The 22,494-nt window shown below is 67.5% G+C and carries 21 protein-coding genes; 2 read left to right on the forward strand and 19 right to left on the reverse strand.

Features of this window, described 5'->3' with window-relative positions:
• Nucleotides 1-122: 122 nt before the first annotated feature.
• From rbfA to rimP, 5 genes are all read right to left on the reverse strand, one after another.
• On the reverse strand, nucleotides 123-599 hold the full coding sequence (rbfA, locus tag TVC13_RS06310) for a 30S ribosome-binding factor RbfA (protein WP_325791048.1): 477 nt from the start codon (nucleotides 597-599) through the stop codon (nucleotides 123-125).
• 172 nt (nucleotides 600-771) lie between these two features.
• Nucleotides 772-3,648, reverse strand: a complete 2,877-nt coding sequence (gene infB, locus TVC13_RS06315) for a translation initiation factor IF-2 (RefSeq protein ID WP_422400378.1) — start codon at nucleotides 3,646-3,648, stop codon at nucleotides 772-774.
• A 132-nt stretch (nucleotides 3,649-3,780) separates the two neighbouring features.
• A complete protein-coding gene (locus tag TVC13_RS06320; protein WP_422400379.1) occupies nucleotides 3,781-4,176 on the reverse strand; it encodes a YlxR family protein in 396 nt (131 codons plus the stop codon).
• Between the two features lie 51 nt (nucleotides 4,177-4,227).
• Nucleotides 4,228-5,199 carry a transcription termination factor NusA gene (gene nusA / locus TVC13_RS06325; RefSeq protein WP_422400380.1) on the reverse strand — a complete coding sequence of 324 codons (972 nt, stop codon included), beginning with the start codon at nucleotides 5,197-5,199 and terminating at the stop codon, nucleotides 4,228-4,230.
• Nucleotides 5,200-5,826 carry a ribosome maturation factor RimP gene (rimP, locus tag TVC13_RS06330; protein ID WP_422400381.1) on the reverse strand — a complete coding sequence of 209 codons (627 nt, stop codon included), beginning with the start codon at nucleotides 5,824-5,826 and terminating at the stop codon, nucleotides 5,200-5,202.
• A gap of 196 nt (nucleotides 5,827-6,022) precedes the next feature.
• Between rimP and TVC13_RS06335 the strand changes: the two genes are divergently transcribed.
• The gene (locus TVC13_RS06335; protein ID WP_422400382.1) at nucleotides 6,023-6,988 is read left to right on the forward strand and encodes a DUF4439 domain-containing protein; all 966 of its coding nucleotides are present in this window, start codon (nucleotides 6,023-6,025) and stop codon (nucleotides 6,986-6,988) included.
• 416 nt (nucleotides 6,989-7,404) lie between these two features.
• The gene (locus tag TVC13_RS06340) at nucleotides 7,405-8,385 is read left to right on the forward strand and encodes an aminoglycoside phosphotransferase family protein (protein WP_422400383.1); all 981 of its coding nucleotides are present in this window, start codon (nucleotides 7,405-7,407) and stop codon (nucleotides 8,383-8,385) included.
• A gap of 70 nt (nucleotides 8,386-8,455) precedes the next feature.
• Here the strand turns inward: TVC13_RS06340 and TVC13_RS06345 are convergent, their stop codons facing one another.
• The 14 genes from TVC13_RS06345 to TVC13_RS06410 form a co-directional block, all read right to left on the reverse strand.
• Nucleotides 8,456-9,253 (reverse strand): sulfite exporter TauE/SafE family protein, encoded by a 798-nt coding sequence (locus tag TVC13_RS06345; RefSeq protein WP_422400384.1) that lies wholly within the window; start codon nucleotides 9,251-9,253, stop codon nucleotides 8,456-8,458.
• Between the two features lie 8 nt (nucleotides 9,254-9,261).
• A complete protein-coding gene (locus tag TVC13_RS06350) occupies nucleotides 9,262-11,061 on the reverse strand; it encodes a proline--tRNA ligase (RefSeq protein ID WP_422400385.1) in 1,800 nt (599 codons plus the stop codon).
• A gap of 119 nt (nucleotides 11,062-11,180) precedes the next feature.
• Nucleotides 11,181-12,035 (reverse strand): hypothetical protein, encoded by an 855-nt coding sequence (locus tag TVC13_RS06355; protein ID WP_422400386.1) that lies wholly within the window; start codon nucleotides 12,033-12,035, stop codon nucleotides 11,181-11,183.
• A gap of 86 nt (nucleotides 12,036-12,121) precedes the next feature.
• Nucleotides 12,122-12,973 carry a GNAT family N-acetyltransferase gene (locus TVC13_RS06360; RefSeq protein WP_422400387.1) on the reverse strand — a complete coding sequence of 284 codons (852 nt, stop codon included), beginning with the start codon at nucleotides 12,971-12,973 and terminating at the stop codon, nucleotides 12,122-12,124.
• A 10-nt stretch (nucleotides 12,974-12,983) separates the two neighbouring features.
• A complete protein-coding gene (ispG, locus tag TVC13_RS06365) occupies nucleotides 12,984-14,150 on the reverse strand; it encodes a flavodoxin-dependent (E)-4-hydroxy-3-methylbut-2-enyl-diphosphate synthase (protein ID WP_055240429.1) in 1,167 nt (388 codons plus the stop codon).
• A gap of 125 nt (nucleotides 14,151-14,275) precedes the next feature.
• On the reverse strand, nucleotides 14,276-14,569 hold the full coding sequence (locus TVC13_RS06370) for a YciI family protein (RefSeq protein ID WP_422400388.1): 294 nt from the start codon (nucleotides 14,567-14,569) through the stop codon (nucleotides 14,276-14,278).
• 19 nt (nucleotides 14,570-14,588) lie between these two features.
• Entirely contained in the window at nucleotides 14,589-15,041 is a 453-nt protein-coding gene (locus TVC13_RS06375) for a hypothetical protein (RefSeq protein ID WP_422400389.1), read from the reverse strand.
• 67 nt (nucleotides 15,042-15,108) lie between these two features.
• Nucleotides 15,109-15,741 (reverse strand): MarR family transcriptional regulator, encoded by a 633-nt coding sequence (locus TVC13_RS06380; protein WP_422400390.1) that lies wholly within the window; start codon nucleotides 15,739-15,741, stop codon nucleotides 15,109-15,111.
• A gap of 63 nt (nucleotides 15,742-15,804) precedes the next feature.
• Nucleotides 15,805-17,145 (reverse strand): M50 family metallopeptidase, encoded by a 1,341-nt coding sequence (locus TVC13_RS06385; RefSeq protein WP_422400391.1) that lies wholly within the window; start codon nucleotides 17,143-17,145, stop codon nucleotides 15,805-15,807.
• 9 nt (nucleotides 17,146-17,154) lie between these two features.
• A complete protein-coding gene (gene dxr, locus TVC13_RS06390; RefSeq protein WP_422400392.1) occupies nucleotides 17,155-18,414 on the reverse strand; it encodes a 1-deoxy-D-xylulose-5-phosphate reductoisomerase in 1,260 nt (419 codons plus the stop codon).
• Nucleotides 18,415-18,500: 86 nt separating this feature from the next.
• Nucleotides 18,501-19,178 (reverse strand): NAD(P)-binding oxidoreductase, encoded by a 678-nt coding sequence (locus TVC13_RS06395; RefSeq protein WP_422400393.1) that lies wholly within the window; start codon nucleotides 19,176-19,178, stop codon nucleotides 18,501-18,503.
• A gap of 82 nt (nucleotides 19,179-19,260) precedes the next feature.
• A complete protein-coding gene (locus TVC13_RS06400; RefSeq protein ID WP_422400394.1) occupies nucleotides 19,261-20,079 on the reverse strand; it encodes an HpcH/HpaI aldolase/citrate lyase family protein in 819 nt (272 codons plus the stop codon).
• A 96-nt stretch (nucleotides 20,080-20,175) separates the two neighbouring features.
• Nucleotides 20,176-21,558, reverse strand: coding sequence for an MFS transporter (locus tag TVC13_RS06405; RefSeq protein ID WP_422400395.1), 1,383 nt, complete (start codon nucleotides 21,556-21,558; stop codon nucleotides 20,176-20,178).
• Nucleotides 21,555-22,493 (reverse strand): hypothetical protein, encoded by a 939-nt coding sequence (locus TVC13_RS06410; protein WP_422400396.1) that lies wholly within the window; start codon nucleotides 22,491-22,493, stop codon nucleotides 21,555-21,557. The genes TVC13_RS06405 and TVC13_RS06410 overlap by 4 nt, the downstream gene beginning before the upstream one ends.
• Nucleotide 22,494: the final 1 nt, after the last annotated feature.

The following is a 22,494-nucleotide window of genomic DNA, read 5'->3' on the forward strand; positions in this document are numbered from 1 at the left end:
CGAAGGGACTGCCCCTGCCGGCCGGACCGCCGCCCGACCCCACCCCCGACAAACCCCGCACACAAAACGCCGCGGCACCCCTTTTGCGGGGGGCCGCTCCTTTTTGCTGAAACCTGTTCGCGCTAGCTGCGGGCGTCGGAGTCCTCTGCCGGTGCGTCCTGCAGGTCCTCTTCGTCGTCGTCATCGTCCCTGCGGTAGGGATCGGCGTCGCCGGCGTAAGCGGCACCCTGCTTCAGCGCTGCGAGTTCTTCGTCGCGCTTCTTGGCTTCCCGGATCAGTTCTTCCAAGTGGCTGGCGTTCACCGGAATCTCGTCAGCGACGAATTCAAGCGTCGGGGTGAGCCGGACCGTGATGTTCTTGCCCACCTCCGAGCGGAGGATGCCGCGGGCGGATTCCAGGGCTGCCTTGGTGTCTGCCTGCTGTGCTTCGTCGCCGAAAACGGTGTAGTAAACGGTGGCGTGCTGCAGGTCATTGGTAACGCGGGCGTCGGTGATGGTCACGAATCCCAGCCGGGGATCCTTGATCCGCCGCTCGAGCGCCTGGGCAACTACCACCTTGATGCGGTCAGCGAGTTTCGCAGCGCGTGCTGGATCTGCCATTACCTCTCCTTAGATTAAGATGTGGGGTTCGCAGCGACGGCGACCGGGAAGGGCCGCCGTCGTGCGCTGAAGTGCCTCCGGCCTGCAGGTACTGCGCGGCCAGCCGAGGCAGAGCGGACCCAAAAGGTCCGCAGGCAGGGGCCCCCCCGGCCGGCGGCCCCAGGCCGGGGTACTAGACCCGCGGCTTCTCGCGCATCTCGAAGGTCTCGATGATGTCGCCTTCCTTGACGTCGTTGAAGGACCCCAGGCCGATACCACACTCGAAGTCCGTGCGGACCTCGGTGGCGTCGTCCTTGAACCGCTTGAGCGAATCAACGGTGAGGTTCTCGCCGATGACCTTGCCGTCGCGGGTGACCCGTGCCTTGGCGTTGCGCCGGATAACACCGGAGCGGACAATCGAGCCGGCAATGTTGCCGAACTTGGAGGAACGGAAGACTTCGCGGACCTCGGCGGTGCCGAGCTGGACTTCCTCGTACTCCGGCTTGAGCATGCCCTTGAGGGCCAGCTCAATGTCATCAATTGCTGCGTAGATGACGGAGTAGAAGCGCATGTCCACGCCTTCGCGCTCGGCCAGGTCGGCCACACGCTCTGCAGGCTTGACGTTGAAGCCGATGATGATCGCGTTGTCCACGGTCGCCAGGTTGACGTCGTTCTGCGTGATGGCACCGACGCCGCGGTGGATAACGCGCAGCTGCACGCCGTCCCCGACGTCGATCTTGAGCAGGGAGTCTTCCAGGGCTTCAACGGCACCGGAAACGTCACCCTTGAGGATGAGGTTAAGGGTGTCAACCTTGCCGTCAGCGACAGCCTGGTCGAAGTCCTCAAGGCTGATGCGCTTGCGGCGCTTGGCCAGAGCGGCGTTGCGGTCCGCAGCTTCACGCTTCTCGGCGATCTGGCGGGCAGTACGCTCGTCATCGGTCACGAAGAAGGTGTCACCGGCACGCGGGACGTTGGACAGGCCGAGGACCTGGACCGGACGCGACGGTCCGGCTTCGGTTACGGCGTCGCCGTTCTCGTCGAACATGGCACGAACGCGGCCGTGGGCGGTGCCCGCCACGATCGTGTCGCCGACGCGCAGCGTACCTGACTGGACCAGGACGGTCGCGACGGCGCCGCGGCCCTTGTCCAGGTTCGCTTCGATGGCAATGCCTCGAGCGTCCTTGTTCGGGTTGGCACGCATGTCCAGGGCAGCATCTGCGGTAAGCAGCACGGCCTCGAGCAGGGCGTCGATGTTCAGGTTCTGGCGTGCCGAGACCTCAACGAACATGGTGTCGCCACCGTATTCTTCCGGAACCAGGCCGTACTCGGTCAGCTGGCCGCGGACCTTCTCCGGGTTGGCGCCTTCCTTGTCGATCTTGTTCACGGCAACCACGATCGGCACGTTTGCTGCCTGTGCGTGGTTGAGTGCCTCAACGGTCTGCGGCATAACGCCGTCGTCCGCTGCCACAACCAGGACAGCAATGTCGGTGACCTTCGCACCACGGGCACGCATGGCGGTGAACGCCTCGTGGCCCGGGGTATCGATGAAGGTGATGGCCCGCTCAGTGTCTTCGTGTTCGAAGGCGATCTGGTAGGCACCGATGTGCTGGGTAATGCCGCCGGCTTCGCCTTCAACAACCTTGGTGTTGCGGATGGCGTCAAGCAGGCGGGTCTTACCGTGGTCAACGTGGCCCATGACGGTGACTACCGGAGGACGGGCCTCAAGTTCGTCGTCGCCTTCGGCTTCCAGCTCGGCTTCGAAGTCGATGTCGAAGCTGGAGAGCAGCTCGCGCTCTTCGTCTTCCGGCGAGACAACCTGGATCTTGTAGCCCAGTTCCTCACCGAGTACACCGAACGTCTCTTCGTCCAGGGACTGGGTGGCCGTGGCCATTTCACCGAGGTGGAACAGCACGGTGACCAGTGCTGCCGGGTTTGCCTCAATCTTGTCAGCGAAGTCCGTGATGGACGCGCCGCGGCGGAGCCGGACAACGGTGTTGCCGTCGCCGCGGGGTACCGAAACGCCGCCCAGCGACGGAGCCGACATCTGCTCCAGTTCCTGCCGCTTTGCCCGCTTCGACTTGCGCTGCTTGCCGCGTCCTGCGCCGCCCTTGCCGAAAGCCCCGGCTGTGCCGCCGCGTCCGGGGCCGCCCTTCCCGACGCCGCGGCCAACGGCACCGCGGCGGGACCCGGGCGCGCCGCGGGGTCCGCGGCGGGGTCCGCCTGCGCCCGGACGTGCCGGGGCTGCGGGCCGCTCAGTGCGGTTGGGCATCATGCCCGGAGTCGGACGGTTTCCGGAAGCGCCGCCGGGGCGCGGAGCGCCGGGACGGGGAGCACCCGGACGCGGTGCACCCGGACGGGGTGCGCCGGGACGGGGACCGCCTGCACCGGCTGCCGGACGGGGTCCTGCTGCGCCGGGAGCTCCGGTGCGCTCGGACTCGTCACGGCGCTGGCCGGGACGGGGCATGCCCTGGGAAGTGGCAAACGGGTTGTTGCCCGGACGGGGACCGCCCTGGCCACGATCGCCGTCGCCGCGGCCGCGGGGACGGGGCATTCCCTGGGAGGTAGCGAACGGGTTGTTGCCGGGGCGCGGGCCGGAAGCTCCGGGGCGCGGTGCACCCGGGCGGGGTGCTGAAGAGGAATCGGCCGGTGCTGCCGGAGCGGCGGGCTTGTCCTCGGTTTTGGGAGCCGGGGCGGGTGCCGGGGCTGCGGGCTTGTTCTCTGCCTTGGGCGCCGGTGCCGCGGGAGCTGCCGGGGTGGGAGCCGACGGCGTGGGTGCGGTCGGCGCCGGAGCAGCGGGCTTCTCTGCAGCGGGAGCGGGGGCTTCTGCTGCCGCCTCCGCTGCGGGTGCTGCCGGTGCCGGAGCCGCCGGGCGGGGGGCAGAGCTGGCCGGCTTTGCGGCCGGCTTTGACGCTGCGTCGGGGAATGCCCCACGAAGCTTCTTGACTACGGGCGCTTCAATGGTTGAAGACGCCGACCGGACGAATTCGCCCAGTTCCTGCAGTTTTGCGACTGCGTCCTTCGAGGTAATGCCGAGCTCTTTGGCGAGCTCGTGTACGCGGACCTTGGCCACATTTCTCCTGTCTCGGTCCGCACCGAGCCAGGCACGAACCGTCTATTTGCTGCGGGCTTCCACTGCGGATGCAGCAGGGCCCATCACAGAGCACAACAAAGTACTCATCGCTGGGTACTCATCGGGTTTCCATCAGATTTCTGACCCGCTTTCAGGTTGGACGGTTTCGAGGGGGTTCCGGGTCGGACCCGCCTCTTGAGCTTCGAACCACTGCTCTACTGCCGAGGGATCAGCCTGCGCCCGGAAGGCGCGGCCAAAAGCCCGGCGTTTCACAGCTGTTGCGAGGCATGCTGTGTCGGGGTGCAACCAGGCGCCCCGGCCAGACATACGGCGGCTCTCATCAACGAGGACGGCGTTACCGCCGTTCCCTGAATCCAGCGCCAGCCGCATCAGTGCAGCCTGGTCATCCTTCTTCCTGCAGCCAATGCATGTCCGTTGTGGAACATGCACCGATCCTGCCGCAGGCCGCACCGATTCAACGGGCTCCTGCGGTTGCTGGAAGGCGGACGGTGACCCGGCCATGTACATTCTACCGCGTTTCTATTCTCTTGCCTTCATCCTGCCCGCCGGGCGGGGATGTTAGGCGGACTTTGCGTCGGAAACGATGTCGATCCGCCAGCCCGTGAGCTTTGCGGCCAGGCGGGCATTCTGCCCTTCCTTGCCGATCGCCAGGGACAGCTGGTAATCCGGCACCACTACCCGTGCGGAACGTGTATCCGCGTCGGTGATGGTGACCGAGTTTACCCGAGAAGGAGAAAGTGCGTTGGCGATGAACGTTGCGGGGTCTTCACTGAAGTCCACAATGTCGATCTTTTCGTCATGCAGTTCGGTCATTACGGCACGCACACGCGAACCCATTTCACCGATGCAGGCGCCCTTGGCGTTAATGCCCGGCACGTTGGCCTTCACCGCAATCTTGGTCCGGTGGCCGGCCTCGCGTGCCAGCGCCACGATCTCCACGGATCCGTCGGCAATCTCCGGAACTTCCAGCTCAAAGAGTTTGCGCACCAGACCCGGGTGGGAGCGGGAGAGGGTGATGGACGGACCCTTGAACCCGCGGCGAACGTCGACGACGAAGGCACGCACGCGTGAACCGTGGAGGTACTTCTCCCCCGGCACCTGCTCGGTGGGCGGCAGCAGCGCCTCCACGGAGCCCAGGTTGACCTGGACCATGTGCGGGTTGTTGCCCTGCTGGATCTGGCCGGAGACCAGTTCGCCTTCACGTCCCTTGAACTCACCAAGGATGTTGTCGTCTTCCACATCCCGCAGACGCTGCAGGATGATCTGCCGTGCGGTGCTGGCAGCGATGCGTCCGAAACCTGCCGGGGTGTCGTCGAACTCGCCAACGGCCTCGCCGTCGTCGTCAAGCTCTGTTGCCCAGATCGTCACGTGGCCGCTCTTGCGGTCCAGCTCGGCACGGGCCTTCTCCTGCGAGCCGGTCGTCTTGTGGTAGGCCACGAGCAGTGCCTGCTCAATCGTGGGGATCAGCTTCTCCAGCGGGATCTCCCGCTCCGCTTCAAGCAGCCTCAGCGCACTCATATCAATATCCATTTAGGCCTCCTCGGCTGTGCTTTTCATTCCGTCGGCGTCCTCGCCAGCCGGTTCGTCCTCAAGGTGGGCGAATTCGATTTCGACCCGTCCCTTGGCAATCTGGTCAAAAGCCAGGTGCATCTTTTCGCCCTGCTTGGGTTTCATTCCCTTTTTGACCGCAAGTTCGGGTATCAGCGTGATGCCTGAATCGTCGACCTCCAGCAGGCGGCCGGTTACGGCATCTCCGCGGACGGGGGTCACGCTGACCATCCGGCCGGCGTTCCGGCGCCAGTGCCTGGGCTCCGTCAGCGGACGGGAGACTCCGGGCGAGGAGACTTCCAGGCTGTACGGGCGTCCGTCGTCCTGCGGGTCCTGGTCCATGGCATCGGAGAGGACGCGGGAAACGTCCGCAATCCGGTCAAGGCTCACGCCGCCGCTTTCCGTTTCCGGAAGGTCAACGATCACGTGGACGGTTCGGTGGGCACCGGCGATCTGGATCTCGATGTCCTCCAGGAAGAGGTTCTCACCGGCAACTGTGGGAGCCAGGTAGTCCTTGAGCCGCTGCGTCTCCGCCGCCACCTCGGCGCGCTGCGCGTTCTTGCGGTAGTTAGACGACGTGTCTTTTTTAGGGCTGGGGCGACCCGCCATTACTGCCTCCCACTAGATGTTGTTGTAGCTCCTAGCCTACCGACTTTTCCCGGCGTCCCGGGTCACCGCCGCAGGTGGGGGCCCGTTCGTGGCATGATCGAGTGTTGTGGAGAAGCCCCTGAAAGCCCCGCAGCCGCCCGCTGCACACCCTTCCCGGGCCGCCGCGGCTGCCGGCTTTCTTCGGCGTACGCTCGCCTTGGGGCTTCTGGCCTGCGTCATCGCCTCGCTGGGCCTGACCGCGGGCACCCAGGCTGAACCCGAGCGGCCCAGGACCTTTTCCGAGCAGGCCTTGAATGAGGCGTTCGCCACGTCCCGCCTTCTGGCCGCCGAAGCAGAGTCCCTGGCAGGCTCCCTCCAGGGCCCCGCAGCCGCTGCCGTGCAGGAAGCGGCAGACACCCTGAACCAGCAGGCGCTGCTGCTGACCAGTCCGGGCGGGGCGGCTGCCCTGCAGACGGCGGAGGAAATCAGCGGCCAGTCCCTGCCGCAGGCCCTGGCGGAATCAGCCCGGAAGAACCTTGCCGCTGCCGGCCGGGCCGATCACGGCACTGCACGGCTGCTGGCCTCCACCGGCACCGGCCAGCTGCTGCTGGCCCTGCGCACGGCTCCCGCGCTGGGCAAGAAACCCGCGGAGGTCCCGAGATCCGGCTGGACACCGGTGCTCGACGACGCCGCGGCGGGCAAGTGCAGCGGTTCCGGCGGGTCAGGGCCGGATGCCGGGCCGGATGCCGCCGCATCGCTGCAGGCCGTGCTCGACGCAGAGTTCGGTGCCGCCTACGCGTATGAAGTGGCGCAGGCGCAGTTCGGTTCAGGCTTCACAGTGGTGGGCCAAGGGCCCGCCGAGCGCCGGGAAGCCCATCTGGAAGCCGGCGGCGAAGGCACTGGGCTCCTCCCGGCACTGTGCCTGCCGGAACTCACTCCCGTTCCGGCCTATGCACTGGCACCGGAGTTCATGACTGATCCGCTGGGGTCCCTCTCGCTGCTGGAGGAGGGCATGCCCACCCTCTATGCCAACCTGGCCGGCAGCAGCGACGGTGCCGTGCGATCCTGGGCGATTGACCGGCTGGTGGCCAGTTCGGTGCTGCTGTATTCCGGCGCCGATCAAATTCCTGCATCGCCGGGATTGGACGCGGAGCCAACGGCCCTGCCCTGGGCCTCCGGGTAGTTTCCGGCTTCCGGGCCCCCGCAGGACGGCAGGTCCCGCAATCCGGCCATGTAAATGCGCCTGCCCGTTCTGGCGCTTGCCGCGTCCCTGCGCATCCTGTGCTGCACTACCGCTGCTTAGGGGGCCGTAATGCCGCGGCTGCGAGTCTGCACAGTCCTGTCGCCGTGCAGCCGACTGCCCGGACACAGCCCGGTTGCCCGCGGGACAGTTGCCACGGCACGTCCGCCGCGGCAGGGACAGCACCAGGCCGCACCCCGGGGCCCGCATCAGCCACTGAATCACCCGGTCACCCGCCCTGCCCCTGCTGCACTGGCCTACGGCAGTGCAGGCACCCTAGGCTGGGTTGGTGGCCGCAACCGTCTCAGGCCCGCGTTTTACCCGCCAGCCACATCCCCCAGCCCGCAGGAGGCACCTTTATGGCATCCGCCGTCGTAGTTCCCGAGGCACTGCGCCAGCGTTACCGGCGCTCCCGCCAGGGCCGGGACTGGGTTGAGAGCCTCCCGGACCTGGTCGATGCGGCGTTCCGGTCCTTCGGAGTTCGGCCGGATGACTCCACCGTCGGCACCTGGCACGGCCACGGGGCGCTGGTGGTTCCTGTCCTCACCGGGACCGGTGCGCCCGCAGTGCTCAAGCTTCCATTCCCGCACCCGGAAGCGGCCTCCGAGGCGCCCGCACTGCAGCTTTGGGCCGGACACGGTGCCGTCCGGTTGCTGGACAGGGACCCGGCCGGAAGCGCGCTGCTGCTCGAACGGCTGGATCCGGACAAGACCCTCCTGGACGTTCCAGTGGAGGAGGCGGTCCGGGTGTGGGGAGGGATAGTCCGGGTGCTCGGCATCTCCGAGTCAGAGGACCCGGAATGGGCCGGCATCCCCTCCGTTGCCGAACGCGCTGAGCAGCTCTCGGATGAGCTGCCGGCCGAGTGGGAGTTCCTGGGCCAGCCGTTTGAACGCTGGCTGCTCGAAGAAGCACTGGCTGTCTGTCAGACCCGCGGCGTGGTGGGACGGCGCAGCAGCCGTGACGTGCTGGTGCATGCGGACCTGCATTTTGGCAACATACTGGCCCGGCCCGGGGACGGGTACGCGGCCATTGATCCGCAGGCTGTCTGCGGGGAGGCGGAGTACGCCGTCGCGCCGATGCTCTGGAACCGGCTCCAGGACCTGGACCCGGAGGCGCCGGAGCGCGCGCTGGTGCAGCGTCTGGAGGACCTCTGCCGGGCCGGCGGACTGGACCCGGCAGCCGCGGTTGAATGGAGCATCCTGCGCGAGGTCGCCAACGCCGTGGACTATCTCCGCGACGGCATGCCCGGCGATGCGCAGCGTTCCGTGTGGGTGGCCTCGGCCCTGGCGGGGCGGACCCATCCGGGCCTGCCGCCTGTGAGCGGGCTGCCCGCTGCCTAGCGGCACTGCAGGCCGGCACCGCACGCGGCCCGGCGGCAGCGACGGCATTGCAGGCGACGCCGGCCGCTGCCTACCCCTGGAAGTTCTCCATCCAGACGTCCGTGCCCAGCTTGATGATCAGCGCACCGACCACCACCAGGAACACGATCCGGATGAACTTGCTGCCCTGCTTCACGGCCATGCGGGCGCCGATGTACCCGCCGGTCATGTTTGCCAGCCCCAGGACCAGGCCCAGGCCCCACAGCAGCGAACCGTGCGGCAGGAAAAAGGCCAGGGCGCCGATGTTCGTCGCCATGTTCACGATCTTGGCCTTGGCGCTGGCTGCGAGGAAGTTGTAGCCGAGCAGCGTCACCATGGCGATGATCAGGAAGGACCCGGTGCCGGGACCGATCAGGCCGTCATAGAAACCGATCACCGCTCCGATTGCACCGGCGGTGACGTAGTGCCGGTTACCGGTGTGGCGGAGCTTGGTCAGCTCCCCCACCGTCGGCTTGGTGGCGGTGAAGATGGCGACGACGATCAGTGCCGCAACAATGATGGGCTTGAAGACCGAGGACGGCAGGGAGGCCGCCAGCACCGCTCCGCCAAAACTGCCAGCCAGCGCCACCCCGGCCATGGGCAGCGCCGTTTTCAGGTCGGGATGGGCGCGCCGGTAATAGGTAATGGCACTCGTGGTGGTCCCAAAGACCGACCCCATCTTGTTCGTTGCCAGCGCCTCCACAGGCGTGATGCCGGGAACCAGGAGAAGGGCAGGCAGCTGAAGCAGACCTCCCCCGCCAACGACGGCGTCGATCCAGCCTGCGGCGAGGCCCGCCACCACCACCAGGGCGATGGTGGCGAGCGTTATGTCCTCAAGCCCTGAGACCACCGAAGGGCTCAGGCCCGGGCAGCGCGGAGCACGTACTCCACTGCCTCGGCAACCGGAACGTTTTCTGCTTCGCCGGTGGCACGGTCCTTGATTTCGACGACACCGTCAGCCAGGCCGCGGCCGACCACCAGGATGGTGGGAACGCCGATCAGCTCGGCGTCGCCGAACTTCACGCCCGGGGAGACCTTGGGGCGGTCATCGTAAATGACCTCCAGGCCGGCTGCTTCGAGGTCTTCGGAGAGCTTGGCGGCGGCTTCGAAGATTTCGTCGCCGCGGCCGGTGGCAACCACGTGGACATCCGCCGGGGCGACGGCGCGCGGCCAGATGATGCCCTTGTCATCGCGGTGCGACTCGGCCAGCGCTGCAACGGCCCGGGTAACGCCCACACCGTAGGAACCCATGGTGACGGTGGCCAGCTTGCCGTTCTTGTCCAGGACCTTCAGGCCCAGGGCATCGGCGTACTTGCGGCCGAGCTGGAAGATGTGGCCCATTTCGATGCCGCGGGCTGCTTCCAGCGGTCCGGATCCGTCCGGAGCCTCGTCGCCTTCACGGACCTCGACGGCTTCGATGACGCCGTCCCAGCCAAAGTCGCGCTCGGCAACCAGGCCAATAACGTGCTTACCCGGCTCATTGGCTCCGGTGATCCATGCGGTGCCGGCAACCACGCGGGGGTCAACGAGGTAGAGCAGACCGGTGGCGGACTCTGCGCCCAGGACTGCTTCCTCCGGGGTCAGGCCCGGGCCGATGTAGCCCTTGACCAGGCCGGGGTGCTTCTTGAGATCCTCATCCGTAGCGGCTTCGACGCCGAGTTCGCCGGACATTTCAAGGTGCGAGCCGATGTTGGCTTCGATGCGCTTGAGGTCCACGGCACGGTCACCGGGAACGCCGACGACGACGATCTGCCGCTCTCCGGTGGGCAGGCTCACGGCGAGCACCACATTCTTGAGCGTGTCTGCGGCCGTCCACTCGCCGTCGTTCTTCGGGAAACGGGCGTTGACGTCCGCCACCAGGGTGTCGATAGTCGGGGTATCCGGGGTATCCACAACCTGCGCTGCGGGGGCGCCGGTGTAGTCGACCGGTTCCGGCGCCACGGTGGTGACGGCTTCGACGTTGGCTGCGTAGCCGCCGGCAGAACGGACGTAGGTATCCTCACCGACCGGTGTCGGGTGCAGGAATTCTTCGCTCTTGGAGCCGCCCATGGCGCCGGAGACAGCGGAGACCACAACGACATCGAGGCCCAGGCGCTCGAAGATACGCAGGTAGGCGCCCCGGTGGGCCTGGTAGCTGGCTTCGAGGCCTTCGTCGTCAATGTCGAAGGAGTAGGAGTCCTTCATGATGAACTCGCGGCCGCGGAGGAGCCCCGCACGCGGACGCGCTTCGTCGCGGTACTTGTTCTGGATCTGGAACAGCGAGACCGGAAGGTCCTTGTAGGAGCTGTAGAGGTCCTTGACCAGGAGGGTGAACATTTCCTCATGGGTCGGTGCCAGCAGGTAGTCCGCGCCCTTGCGGTCCTGGAGGCGGAAGAGGTTCTCGCCGTATTCGGTCCAGCGGTTGGACGCTTCGTAGGGTTCGCGCGGCAGCAGGGCCGGGAAGTGGACTTCCTGGGCGCCGATGGCGGCCATTTCCTCGCGGATGATGGTCTCCACCTTGCCGAGCACGCGCAGGCCCAGCGGCAGCCACGAGTAGATGCCGGGTGCGGCGCGGCGGATGTAGCCGGCACGCACCAGCAGGCGGTGGCTGGCGACGTCGGCGTCTGCCGGGTCTTCGCGCAGAGTGCGCAGGAAAAGGGTGGAAAGTCGAAGGACCACGCGTCGAATCCGTTTCTGCAGCCTGGGCTGCACGCTAAGTAAGAAGTTTCTCCCTACTAATCTAGCCCCTGGCCGGACATGCGCCGGACACACCGGCCGCGTGGCGGAAGGGGCTGCGGCTACAGGGAAGCGGGCTCAAGTTCGGCCAGCACGGCATCGATGAGCAGACCGGCTTCCCCCGCAGCCTGCTGCGCATCCCGGGGCGCCGGAACGGAGACAACCAGGCGCACGTTCCCGGTCCGTGCGCTGACCACCACCAGCTGTGTCGAGCCGGCCGGCGAGGACACCACGGTATGCAGCGCCAGGGTTGCTTCCGCGGCGGTCGCCGCATCCAGCCGGGTGTTGGTCACCGTCACCGTGGATCCGTCCCGTGACATCCGGACCTCCGCGCAGTCGGCGAGGACCGACTCATCAATGAAGTCCAGGGTGTCCAGGACCGAATCACCGCTGTACGCCGCGACGTTCAGGACGCTGGCGGCTTCCGCCTCCGAGCCGTACGCCAGGCCGGCCAGGGCGGCGTCCTGCACAGCCGTAACGGAATCAGCCGCGGCGATCTGCGCGCAGGCAGCCGGTTCAAAGGTCACTTCCGAGCCGATTGACCCGGCCTCGGGCAGCACCGCCCGGAGCGTTTCCCCGCTGAGGACTTCCCCGCCCAGGCCAAGGGAACGGTCTGCTTCCCTGACCGCGGCTTCCAGCCGGGCGGAGGTGTAGGCCGGCGCCGCGCTTTCGGATGCGCTGCCCGGGCCCGGGACGCTGCCGGTGGCGCCCTCTTCCGCGCCGGAGGTGCCTTCCGGTTCTGCTCCGCCGATGCCGTCAGCTCCCGGATCTGCGGGAGGAGGGAGCTCTGCAGTCGCCGTGGGTTCCGGACCGGCAGGCACAGTAACGGAGGGAGCAGTCCGGCCGTTCCCGGGCGACCCGGAACAGGCCGTCAGCAGCACGGCTGCGGCCAGCAGGCAGGAAATGGTTCTTCTCATGGTGGTCCCAGCCTAAGGGGGCACCGGCTGGGAACGTAAGGCTGCGTCCTGCCCGGATTGGTGCGCCCGAATGATCGGCGCCGGAATCAGAAGAGGATGGTGGCGAACGTGCCGACCTGCCGGAAGCCCACCGTTTCGTAGGTGGCCCGGGCAGGGGCATTGTAGGAGTTCACGTAAAGGGTGGTGACGGGCGCCAGCTCCTGGGCGAACTGGACCACGGCGGACATGTAGCCCGCGCTCAGGCCGCGGCCGCGGTAGGCCGGGTTCATCCAGACTCCCTGGACCTGCACGGCACTGCTGGATACCGTGCCCAGCTCGGCTTTGAAGATGACCTGCCCGGAGGGATCGAACTCCACCAGTGAATGCCCGTGCTGGATCAGCGAAAGCACCCGCTGCCGGTAGTGCCGGCTTCCCCCGGCCACGGGAGAGTAGCCGACCTCTTCCTCGAACATGGCTGTACAGGCCGGCAGCAGCCGGTCCAGGTCCGCAGGCCGGGCACGGCGCAGTCCCGGTGCCGGCGGAACCGGAGACGGACCGGTGATTTCCAGCAGCGGCTGGTCGCTGCGCACGTCAAAAGGGCGCGGCGAGGTGTGCTGCAGCTGGGACCAGAGGGACAGTACGGCCTCGGCCGGGCCGAACAGGGACGAAAAGCGCCTCCCGGTGCTGGCCAGGTACGCGCCGAACTCGGGGCCGGTTTCGGCGCTGACGCCGGTGGGCACGACGTTCACCCCGGCCCAGCAGGCAGCGGTAAGTTTCCCGCCGTCGAACATTCCCAGCACCTGGCCGCCGGATGCCGTCGGAGCGGCAGTGCCGGTGGTTTCCAGGTGCGAGAGCAGGAAGGTGTTGGCCACAGGGTCTGCGGCAGCAAGTTCGGTGAGGGCCGCGGTATCGGCCGCACCGAGGATGCGCAGCGTTCCAGTCATGTGTCCGCTGCGCATCTGGTCCGTCCTAGCCGACGGTAACCATGGGGCCACCCGTGCCAGCATCCTCGCCATCGGCTTCCCCCATATCCTCGGCGATCCTCATCGCTTCTTCGATCAGGGTCTCAACAATCTGGTCCTCGGGAACGGTCTTGATGACTTCGCCCTTGACGAAGATCTGACCCTTTCCGTTACCGGAGGCTACACCCAGATCAGCTTCGCGCGCTTCACCCGGGCCGTTTACCACGCAGCCCATAACGGCGACGCGCAGCGGCACTTCCATGCCTTCCAGCCCGGCGGTGACCTGCTCCGCGAGGGTGTAGACATCCACCTGGGCGCGGCCGCAGGAGGGGCAGGAGACGATTTCAAGCTTGCGGGGCCGCAGGTTCAGCGACTGCAGGATCTGGTTGCCTACCTTGATTTCCTCCACCGGAGGAGCGGAGAGCGACACGCGGATGGTGTCGCCGATGCCCTTGGAGAGCAGCGCCCCGAAGGCTGTGGCGGACTTGATGGTGCCCTGGAACGCGGGACCTGCTTCGGTCACGCCCAGGTGCAGGGGCCAGTCGCCCCGCTCGGCGAGCAGCTCGTAGGCACGGACCATAACCACGGGGTCATTGTGCTTCACGGAAATCTTGAAGTCGTGGAAGTCGTGTTCCTCGAACAGGGATGCTTCCCAGACGGCGGATTCGACCAGTGCCTCGGGGGTGGCCTTGCCGTACTTGGCGAGCAGGCGGGGATCCAGGGAACCGGCGTTGACGCCGATCCGGATGGATACGCCTGCGTCCTTGGCCTCTTTTGCGATCTGCTTGACCTGGTCGTCGAACTTGCGGATGTTGCCCGGGTTCACCCGGACTGCGGCGCAGCCGGCTTCGATCGCGGCGTAAACGTACTTCGGCTGGAAGTGGATGTCCGCGATGACCGGGATCTGGGACTTCTTGGCGATGATGGGCAGCGCGGCAGCGTCGTCGGCGCTGGGGCAGGCCACACGCACAATGTCGCAGCCCGACGCCGTCAGTTCGGCGATCTGCTGCAGCGTGGCGTTGATGTCCGTGGTGGGCGTGGTGGTCATGGACTGCACGCTGATCGGGAAGTCGGAGCCGACGCCCACGGAGCCCACCTTGATCTGGCGGGTTTTGCGCCTCGGGGCAAGGACGGGCGGCGGTGCTGCTGGCATTCCAAGGTTGACCGAGGTCAAAACATCCTCCATGTGCCCCGCAGGGGCAGGTATTAGTCTGTGGCGGCGGGGATAAGCACGCCTGTCTTATTATCCACCTGCCCGCAGCACCGTGTGCCGCAGGCGGGTGGAATATCACTCAGGGCTTAGCCTGCCAGGTGCGCAAAGGCTCCCGTAACCGGCTTCCACTCGGTGGTCTTGAGCCCGGAGATGCCTCCGCCGACGGCGAGCGGGTCCTGCTTGAGCAGGCTGTTCAGCTCGTCTTCGTCTGCCGCAGTGAAAATGAGCAGCGCTCCTGCGCCGTCCGTGAACGGGCCGCTGGCCAGGACCTTGCCCTCTTCGACCAGGGATGCAAGCCACTCGCGGTGGGCGGGGCGGTGCTCATCGCGCACCGCGGCTGATTCGGCGTCGTACACGTACTCAACTGCATAAATACTCATGATTTCCACCCTACGGGATTCAGCCGTGCAGCAGCGCCACCCGGACCGCCACGGCAATCCCCACGGCCCACAACATGGACGCGAGGGTGCCGATGATGAACCGCTCTGCGGCGGCAGGGGTCTCCTTCAGCTCCGCGTACCGGCCCAGTCCCTTGATCGCGACGACGTAGGCGATGGCAACCGGCTCATCCGCCAGGACGGCGGTGGCCACGGCGAGGCGTTCCAGGAAACCGATCACCAGTCCCCCGCGCAGGATCACGGGGCCGGCGGGCTGAGGACGCCGGTTCGGCAGCGGCGGCAGCACGGGACGGGCGCCTGCCTCGTGGACCTGGTCTGCTGCCGGGTCACGGGCAGGGTCCGGCCCGGGCCGGGCGGCTTCCACCGCGCGGGCCAGCTTCAGCACTCCGCCGGTGACCGGCCAGCCGCCGACGGCCGCAACCAGCAGCCCGAGCACGATCCAGAGCAGGTCCATGGAACTCCTTGTCATCCATCGAGATGGCAGAAACTGCACGTCTCGGCGCTGTAACGGGCAGTTTCTGCTATCTCGATGGTGCGACGGCTGCCCGGTCCGCCCGCTCCAGGAGCACCGCCGCTGCCGGGCGGGCGGCCCACTCTTCCTGCCACCCGGACCGCTGGACGGCGCTGCTCACTGCCTGGGAACTGACCCCGAGCATACGGGCTGCAGCGCTTTGCGCTCCCCATTTGTGCGGGTCAACGTGTTCCAGGATCCGCCACTCGGCCTCGCTCCGGCGGCAGACCAGGGCGGCAATGAGCACCAGCACGGCTTCAGCATGGGCGGCGGCTTCCGCCGCCTCCGGTCCCGCATTGGGGTCCGCGGCAACGGCGATGGGCGGGCGGTCCCCGGTTTTTTTCGCACGTTCGACGGCGGCGCGCGCAGCGATGAACGCCTCTCCCCCGGCTTCGCGGGAGGATGCCGGCAGCGGCAGCCCCACGCTGCCGACGCCGATTCCCACCGACCAGCCGCCCTGGCGCAGGGCCAGCAGTGCGGCGTTCACGACGGCGTCGGGCGACGAGGCAACAGCCTGCACCTCATCCCCAACGGTGCGTTCAAAGGGAAGTTCGAGTTCCTGCGAGCTGAGCAGTTCCAGCAGCCCGGGCACCCGGTCGGAACTGTTGCGGCTGTCCTTCTGGTCGATCGTCAGTACGAACATGTTGAAACCGTATTCGATTGCAAAATCATTTACAAGCGAAATCGATTTCAAATACGTTTGAAACTAAAAGAGGGTGACAGGTTTGACGATGTCCGCGTAGATCAGCAGCGCGCCCATGCCCATCAGCAGCACGGCCACGGCATAGGTGACGGGCAGCAGCTTGGCCATGTCGAACGGCCCCGGATCCGGGCGGCGGAACAGCTTCGCCACACCGCGGCGCAGCGATTCCCACAGCGCGCCGGCCACATGTCCGCCGTCCAGCGGCAGCAGCGGAATCAGGTTGAACACGAACAGTGCCAGATTCACGCTGCCCACCAGGCCGATCAGGGTGGCCACCCGGGTCTGCACCGGGGCTTCCTCCATGGAGGAGATTTCCCCGGCAATGCGGCCTACGCCCACTACTGACATGGGACCGTTGGGGTCGCGTTCCTCGGACGAGAAAGCCGCCTGCGCCACATCCGCGATCCGCTGCGGGAGGTTGATGACGACGCCGGCAATCCCCTGCAGGTTCTCCCCCACCATGGGCAGCACTTCGGTGGCGGGCTGGCGGACCAGGGCGGTCTGGGAACCGACGCCAATGAAACCGACTTCCTCGGTCACCGGGTTGCCGGCATCGTCCAGGACCGGGGTGCCGTCCTCTTCCGTGACGGGGCGTTCGGTCAGCAGCGGGGTGATGCTGGCTTCGGCTTCCGTGCCGTCCCGCTCGTAGGTCACGGTGACGGAGCGCCCGGCAGCTTCCCGGATCAGGTCGGAGAGCTGCGTCCATTCCGAAACCGGCTGGCCGTCGAACCGGGTGATCGTATCCCCGGGCAGCAGTCCGGCCTCGTGCGCCGGTGCCGCCGGGTCCGTCTCAGCACATTCGGTCTGGCCGGCGGCAGCCTGGCTGCCGCTGATCACGCATTCGTTCACGGATGCCAGGGTGGTGGTTGCCTGCGCGCTGCCGAATCCCATCAGCAGCACCGCGAAGAGCACGACGCCGATGAGCAGGTTCATAAACGGCCCGCCGAGCATGATGATGATCCGTTTCCAGACGGGCAGCTTGTAGAACACCCGGTTCTCATCGCCGGGTTCCAGCCGGTCGGTCTCTGCCTGGCGGGCATCCACGGCCAGCTGCTGGAACATGCCGGTGCTGGAGCGGCGCACATCGCCGTCGTGGGTTTCCTTGTTCGGCGGGAACATGCCGATCATCGACACGTACCCGCCCAGCGGCAGTGCCTTGACACCGTATTCGGTTTCGCCGCGCCTGCGGGAGAACACGGTGGGGCCAAAGCCGATCATGTACTGCGTCACGCGGACCTTGAACGCCTTGGCGGGAAGCAGGTGGCCAACTTCATGCAGCGCGATCGAAACCGCGATGCCGGCGGCCACGAACAGCACACCCAGGATAAAAAGTAGAACGCTCAACGGATTTCCTTAGATTGCTCGGCCTCTGCCGATTCGCGCCCGGGCTGCGGACCGGGCCCACTTTTCAGCCGCCAGCACTGAGTGCAGCGTCAGTTCGCCGGACTCGGTGTGCTCAGCCAGCACGGCGGCGATCGTATCAACTATGTCTGTGAATCCGATGAGACCGTCGTGGAAGGCATCCACGGCTTCCTCGTTGGCTGCGTTGTAGACGGCCATGCCGGTTCCGCCGGAAGCGGCGGCCTCCTTGGCGAGGCGCACGGCGGGGAAGGCCTCTTCGTCCAGCGGCTCGAAAGTCCATTCGGTGGCCTTGGTCCAGTCGCACGCGGCGGCGGCGCCGGGCACCCGCTCCGGCCAGCCCATGCCCAGGGCGATGGGCAGCTTCATGTCCGGCGGGGAAGCCTGGGCAATGGTGGAGCCGTCCGTGAACTGGACCATGGAGTGCACTACCGACTGCGGATGGACCACGACGTCGATCCGGTCCAGCGGGACGTCGAAGAGCAGGTGCGCTTCGATGACTTCCAGCGCCTTGTTCACCATGGTGGCGGAGTTGGTGGTGACCATCCGGCCCATCTTCCAGGTGGGGTGGGCCAGCGCCTGTTCGGGGGTGACGTCTGCCAGTTCTTCCCGGCGGCGGCCGCGGAACGGCCCGCCGGAGGCGGTGACCACCAGGCGGTCAACTTCCTCGAATGTGCCCGAGCGCAGTGCCTGGGCCAGGGCGGAGTGTTCCGAATCGACCGGCACCAGCTGTCCGGGGCGTGCAGCCTGCTTTACAAGCGCGCCGCCGACAATCAGTGATTCCTTGTTGGCCAGCGCCAGCATGTGGCCGGCGGCCAGCGCCGCGAGGGTCGGTTCCAGGCCGATGGAACCGGTCATGCCGTTGAGCACCACCTCGGCCTCGGGCCAGGCTGCGACGGCGGTGGCGGCACCGGGGCCAACGAACAGTTCGGGGTCGTATCCGGTCACGGAGGCGTCGGCGCAGGCCCGGCGCAGTGCGTCCTTCAGCGTGGCCAGGTCCGCTGCGGCGCAGCCGACGGCGGCGGCCCGGGTGTGGACGGCCTGCCGGGCGAGCAGGTCAAGGTTGTTGCCGCCTGCTGCCACGGCTACGATGCGGAACCGGTCGGGGGCTGCGTCGGCGACGTCGATCGCCTGGGTGCCGATTGAGCCGGTGGAACCCAGGAGGACCACACGCCGGGGAATCCGCTCGCCGCCGGATTCGGGCTGCGCGCCGGCTGCCGCTGTTACGGGTTCAAGGGACTCAGATGGCTGCATGCTCTCCAGTATCCCGCACCTCACCCCCGCCCGGCGTCAGCCCCGGCCCTGCCGGCCGGTTTTTTGGCCGCCGGCGCCGGCCGGATTCAGAGTGCAACCGGCAGGGCAGCCACGGCATCCGGGATGGGGTCCGTTCCCGTCACCAGCCCCAGGACCTGTCCGCTGCCGCGCCCGGTTTTTGCCAGCTCGGCCAGGACCGCAGCGACGTCCTGGCGGGGAATTGTGCTGGAAACCACCTCCGGGCCCAGTTCCACCAGCCCCACCGGATCACCGTTGGTCAGCATGCCCGGACGGATGATGGTCCAGTCCAGGTCCGCCCGCGCCATCAGGTCCTCCTCCGCCGCCCGCTTGGCCACCAGGTAGGCATACATCGCGTCCTGGAGCCCTTCCGGGCGCTGGCCGCCGCTGACGGATTCAGTGCCTGCCGAGGAAATCTGGATCAGCCGTCCAACCCCGGCCTGCTCGGCGGCCTCGGCCAGCAGGACAGCTCCGGCGCGGTCCACGCTGTCCTTGCGCTCGATGCTGCTGCCCGGTCCGGCGCCGGCCGCGAACACGGCCAGGTCCGCCCCGGTGAGGACCTGGGTGAGGTCCTCGAGCGTACTGTTCTCCAGGTCCAGGACCACCGGGGCCATCTGGTCTGCCTCGAGGTCTCCGGCCTGGTCTGGGTTGCGGATCAGGCCGGCGACGTCGTGGTCTGCGGCGACCAGCAGGCGGCCGGTTTCGCGTGCAATCTGTCCGTGGGCTCCAGCTATGACTATGCGCATAGCCCCAGTATCAGCGGCCGCGGCCCGCAGCGTCCCGTGCATGCACAAACTCGTGCCTGCCGGGCGGAGAATTGCCGGCGGCTCAGCCCGGGATTCCGGCGCGGCGCAGGGTCTGCTCGGCCTGGCGCAGCAGCGGACCGTCGATCATTTCGCCGCGGAAGCTGAACACGCCGCCCTGGTCCCGGGCGGCTTCCAGCAGTTCGCGGGCGTAGGTCTTTTCCTCTTCGGAGGGCGCGTAGGCGGCCCGGACGGCCGCCACCTGGCCGGGATGGATGCAGGCCTTGGCAGCAAAACCGGACGCGGCGCCGTCGCGCGCTTCTTCCTCCAGTCCCGCGGTGTCCGCAATGTTCCCGTAGATGGAGTCGATGGCGCCCTTGCCGTACGCACCGGCGGCGAGCAGGACCGTAGAGCGGGCCTGGACCGCCACCGGACGGTATGAGCCGTCGGCCCGGCGACTGGATTCCCCGCCCAGGGACGCCAACAGGTCCTCTGCACCCCACATCAGCGCGGCAACGTTCTTCTCCCGGGCAATGTCCGCTGCGCGCAGGACGCCCAGTGCGGTTTCCACCAGGACCACCACACTGACGTGCCGGAGGGCGTGTCCGATCTCCCCCGGGTCCTCTGCCTTGGCTGCCATCACGTACCGGTAATTAGTGGCGGCGAGCGCCTCCATGTCTGCCCGGAAGGAGGTGCTGTTCACCGGGTTCACCCGCACGATTGTCTTTCCCGGGTCCAGCGCCGAGGCCGCGAGGTTTTCCCGGGCCTGTTCCTTGTCTTCAAAGGCTACGGCGTCCTCCAGATCCAGGATGACGGCGTCAGCACGCTCGGCGGCCTTCTGGAAACGTTCCGGCCGGTCAGCCGGGCAGAACAGCAGTGCAGGCCCCATGGGAAAAGTAGTCATTGGCTTGGCTCCTTGGCGATAGTGCGGGTTCCTTTCAACCTACCGGTGAGCTGTACCTGCCCGGTAGCGAAGCCGCTGCCCGGCGGGGTGCGGACCTCAGGTCCGCCGCACAGCCCCGACGGCGTTCACTGCGGCCAGCACCAGGCCCGCGGCGGCGATCGAAGCCCCCAGTGCCGGCGCACCGCCGCCGGGCACTGCCAGCACAGCATCTACCACCACGACGGACAGTGCTGCCCCTACGTACTGGGCTGTGCGGTAGAGCCCGCTGGCGACGCCGATTTCCCCCGCCGGAGCCACGGCGTGGAGCAGTGACTGGTTTCCCACGTTGTTGAAGCCGTTCGGGATGCCCAGCAGGGCACCAACTGCGGCCAGCAGCCACAGCGGCGCACCGGCAGTCCAGGTCAGTGCCAGTACCGTGCCGGCCAGCAGGAACCCTGCCCCGCCGATCAGCAGCAGCCAGCGGGGCCGGAGCTTTTTGCCGGCTGCGGTGGCTGCCATGGTGGAGAGCACGCCGACGCCGAAAACCGGGATCATAAGCGCCCCGGATTCGGCGGGGCTGAGTCCGCGGGTTCCTTCGAACCAGAGCGGCAGGCCGTAGAAGACACAGTAGAACGCCGTGAAGGTGAGGACGGCGCGCCCGCAGGTTCGCAGCACCGCCCGCTCCCTCACAAGCAGCCGCACGTCCACGAACGGCTGTTTCGTGTTCAGCTCACGCCAGGCAAACAGCGCCCCGAGTGCTGCGGACGCTGCCAGCAGGGCGGCGGCGGTGAACAGTGCACCGTCCAGCTCCAGCAGTCCTGCCATCAGGGCTACCAGGGCCAGGACGAACAGGAGCAGGCCGGGCACGTCCAGGAGTTTCAACACCGTCCGCGCGCTGCGCGGCGCAGGCCGGGGATCCGGGTCCACGGTCCGGAAGACCATTAGTGCAGAAGCGGCGACCAGCGGAATGTTGGCCCAGAAGATGGCCTGCCAGCCGCCGGCGACTACCAGGAAACCTCCAATCGAGGGACCAACTGCGGCCATGGTCTGCCCGCACAGGGCGATCGTGCCGATGGCGCGGCGGTTCGAGGCGTCCCTGTCTTCGGCACTGCGCCGGATAATCGCCATGGCGGCCGGGAAGTGGATGGACGCGCCGATTCCCATCAGCACCCGGACGGCAATTAGCTCCCCGATGCCGGGCGCGAACGGACCAAGCACCGAGCCGGCCAGCACGATTCCCAGCCCGGCCAGGTACAGCCGCCTGGCTCCGAACAGGTCAACCAGCCGTCCGGCGGTGGGGGAAGCGACCGCACAGGCGATGTACATGCCCGACACCAGCCAGGGAAGAGCTGACTCATTTCCGTAGAAGACGCCAATGGAGACCATCGCCACGGCGATGATTGAGGAATTGAAGCCCTGCAGGATGGTGCCGGAGCCCAGTGCCCAGCCGAGCCTGCCCGGGAGCTCGGGGCGTACTTCGGCCGCCGGCGCCCTGGTCACGGCCGGACGGCGCCGGCTGCGGCGGCTGGCTGGAGGAGCACGTCGGAGGGCAGCGCGAACACTACGTCAGGGCGGGCGGCGAGCCGGCCCAGGAACGACTCGGCGACGTCGGCGAAGCAGGCCTGTCCCAGGACCCAGCCGAACCAGCTCAGCCCCAGGAACCGTTGCCCGCTGCTGCGGGCGTCCTCGAGAAGCTGGTCTACGGTGTCATCGAGCAGCTGCTCGTAGTCCTCGAAGGGCAGCCCCCGGGCGTAGAGGGCGAACATGTCCTCGGTTTCGAGGCTGAACGGCAGGGCTGTCAGTCCCGCGGCATCCCCGGAAAGGGCGGCGGGCACCTCATCCAGGGTCCAGTCCCCGAACCAGGTGATCCCCTCGGCCGCCAGCAGGGCTGTGGTGCGCGGGGTGGAGGTGCGCTCGGGTGAGAACCAGCCGGTTATGCGCCGTCCGGTGGCTGCCTGGACGGCGTCGACTGACGCTGTGATGTAGGCGTGTTCGGCAGCTGCGTCCATGGCGGGGTCCAGCACCATGTTGGCGGCAGCTCCCCGGGCCGCGATTTCCCCGGCCCGTTCACCCAGCGCCCGCCCCAGGCCGGGCAGCGCTGCGGAATGGGAGTCCAGCGCCACGGCTGCCGGAACGCCGTACCGGTCAGCGATATCCAGCAGCCGGAAGATTCCAGTGGTGAGCCCAAAGTCCCACTGGGACAGGCGGGCCACCTGGCCCGGACGCGGCTCGCCGGTCTCCCGCCCGACGCCGCCCTGCATTGCGAGCGGCTTGTGGCTTCCGGCCGGCACCGGATCGGCGTAGCGCGGGGCGTGCAGCAGCAGGGAGACGGTCAGCGGCGCCTGGCTGCTCCAGGCCGGGCGGAAGGGCTCGTAGCTGCGGGGAATGTCCGGGGCGTACGGCACGGCGTCGGCCGGATGTTCAATGATGGGCACT

The organism is Arthrobacter sp. 3Tela_A (assembly GCF_049311025.1).
Classification (GTDB): domain Bacteria; phylum Actinomycetota; class Actinomycetes; order Actinomycetales; family Micrococcaceae; genus Arthrobacter_B.

Coding starts and splice junctions, on each gene's coding strand:
- TVC13_RS06320 (WP_422400379.1), bottom strand. CDS start 4,176: ATGTACATGGCCGGGTCACCGTCCGCCTTCCAGCAACCGCAGGAGCCC.
- TVC13_RS06395 (WP_422400393.1), bottom strand. CDS start 19,178: ATGCGCATAGTCATAGCTGGAGCCCACGGACAGATTGCACGCGAAACC.
- rbfA (WP_325791048.1), bottom strand. CDS start 599: ATGGCAGATCCAGCACGCGCTGCGAAACTCGCTGACCGCATCAAGGTG.
- TVC13_RS06380 (WP_422400390.1), bottom strand. CDS start 15,741: ATGTTCGTACTGACGATCGACCAGAAGGACAGCCGCAACAGTTCCGAC.
- TVC13_RS06340 (WP_422400383.1), top strand. CDS start 7,405: ATGGCATCCGCCGTCGTAGTTCCCGAGGCACTGCGCCAGCGTTACCGG.
- dxr (WP_422400392.1), bottom strand. CDS start 18,414: ATGCAGCCATCTGAGTCCCTTGAACCCGTAACAGCGGCAGCCGGCGCG.
- nusA (WP_422400380.1), bottom strand. CDS start 5,199: ATGGATATTGATATGAGTGCGCTGAGGCTGCTTGAAGCGGAGCGGGAG.
- TVC13_RS06370 (WP_422400388.1), bottom strand. CDS start 14,569: ATGAGTATTTATGCAGTTGAGTACGTGTACGACGCCGAATCAGCCGCG.
- TVC13_RS06360 (WP_422400387.1), bottom strand. CDS start 12,973: ATGCGCAGCGGACACATGACTGGAACGCTGCGCATCCTCGGTGCGGCC.
- TVC13_RS06400 (WP_422400394.1), bottom strand. CDS start 20,079: ATGACTACTTTTCCCATGGGGCCTGCACTGCTGTTCTGCCCGGCTGAC.
- rimP (WP_422400381.1), bottom strand. CDS start 5,826: ATGGCGGGTCGCCCCAGCCCTAAAAAAGACACGTCGTCTAACTACCGC.
- TVC13_RS06355 (WP_422400386.1), bottom strand. CDS start 12,035: ATGAGAAGAACCATTTCCTGCCTGCTGGCCGCAGCCGTGCTGCTGACG.
- TVC13_RS06375 (WP_422400389.1), bottom strand. CDS start 15,041: ATGGACCTGCTCTGGATCGTGCTCGGGCTGCTGGTTGCGGCCGTCGGC.